Origin of the sequence: Sandarakinorhabdus cyanobacteriorum, assembly GCF_002251755.1 — a bacterium.
Lineage (GTDB): Bacteria > Pseudomonadota > Alphaproteobacteria > Sphingomonadales > Sphingomonadaceae > Sandarakinorhabdus > Sandarakinorhabdus cyanobacteriorum.
Genome location: NZ_NOXT01000085.1, coordinates 1 through 1,265, shown reverse-complemented (window position 1 = coordinate 1,265; position 1,265 = coordinate 1). Strand labels below are relative to the sequence as shown.

Below are 1,265 nucleotides of genomic sequence, written 5' to 3'. Positions count from 1 at the left end.
CGCGGATGAGCGAGCGCGCAGACCAACTGCGCTGCCCGGCGACCGGTACCAGCGTGGCGCAGGCCTGGGAACAGGAGCGGTGTCTGCTGACCCGTCTTCCCGAGACGCTGCCCGAGCCATTCGATGTCGCTGTACGCCGCCGGGTCGGCGACGACTGCATGGTCAGTTTCGAAGGGCGTCAGTACAGTGTCCCTTTCCGCTTCATCCGTCAGGATGTCGAGGTGCGCGGCCTGTCCGGCCAGGTCATGTGCCTCAAGAACTGTGAAGCTATCGCCACCCACCCGCGCGGGACAAAGGCGCTGATCAACATCGATCCGGCCCACTTCGAGGGCGAAGGCACGTCCCGGGTGATGCCGCCGTTGCCGCTTGGCCGGATGGGCCGCAAGCTGCAGGAGATCGCCGCCAGTGGCGTCCAGCATCGCTCCCTCGAGCTTTATGCCCGCCTGGCGGAGGTGGCCCGATGAATGCCCCCCGGATCAGGCTCGATATCGACGCCACCCGCGAGAAGCTGGGGCAACTGGCCTGCGGCCATGCCGCCGATGCGCTGGAGGATCTGCTGAGCGAGGCCGTGCGCGACGAGATCAGCGCGCACGTCTTTCTCGACCGGCTGCTCACGACTGAGCTGGCTGGCCGCGAAGAGCGGCGGGTGCGGGTCATGCTCAAGAACTCGAAGCTGCCTACAGGCCAGACGCTGGAGAACTTCGACTTTGCCTTCCAGCCAGCGATCGAGCGCTCGCGCATCGACACGCTCGCCACCGGCACCTGGATCCGCAACGCCGAGGTGGTCTTGCTGCAAGGCCCGCCGGGCGTGGGCAAATCGCACCTCCTCGCCGCGCTCGGCATCCGCGCGGTCCAGCTCGGGTTCTCGGTCCAGTACTACCGCTTCGACGAGCTCATGGCCGCGCTTCGCCACGACGCCCAGTTGCCGCCGCCCAGGATCAAGGGGCGCAAGTACATGTCGAGCGCGCTGCTGCTGATTGACGAGATGGGCTACGATCCGCTGAACCGCGAGGAAGCCAGCCTGTTCTTCCGCCTCGTCAGCTACCGCTACGGCCGCGGCGCGATGATGATCACCACCAACAAGAGCATCCGCGACTGGACCGAGCTGCTCGCCGGTGACGAGGTCCTCGCCACCGCCATCCTCGACCGGCTGCTCCACCGCGCCCACGTCCTCAACATCAAGGGGCGCAGTTATCGCCTGCGCGACCTCGAGGACGCCCTCAAAGCCTGAACACCCCTCACAGCAGCAGCGAAACTTCAGGGGC

At 66.7% G+C, this 1,265-nt stretch carries 2 protein-coding genes; both read left to right on the top strand.

The genetic code is table 11. The features are described from left to right. The coding region (locus CHU93_RS17475) for a Mu transposase domain-containing protein (RefSeq protein WP_423825891.1) at window positions 1-464 on the top strand (464 nt) is incomplete at its 5' end. After that, window positions 461-1,231 (top strand): IS21-like element helper ATPase IstB, encoded by a 771-nt coding sequence (gene istB / locus CHU93_RS04170; RefSeq protein WP_094472898.1) that lies wholly within the window; start codon window positions 461-463, stop codon window positions 1,229-1,231. The genes CHU93_RS17475 and istB, both read left to right, overlap by 4 nt. Window positions 1,232-1,265: the final 34 nt, after the last annotated feature.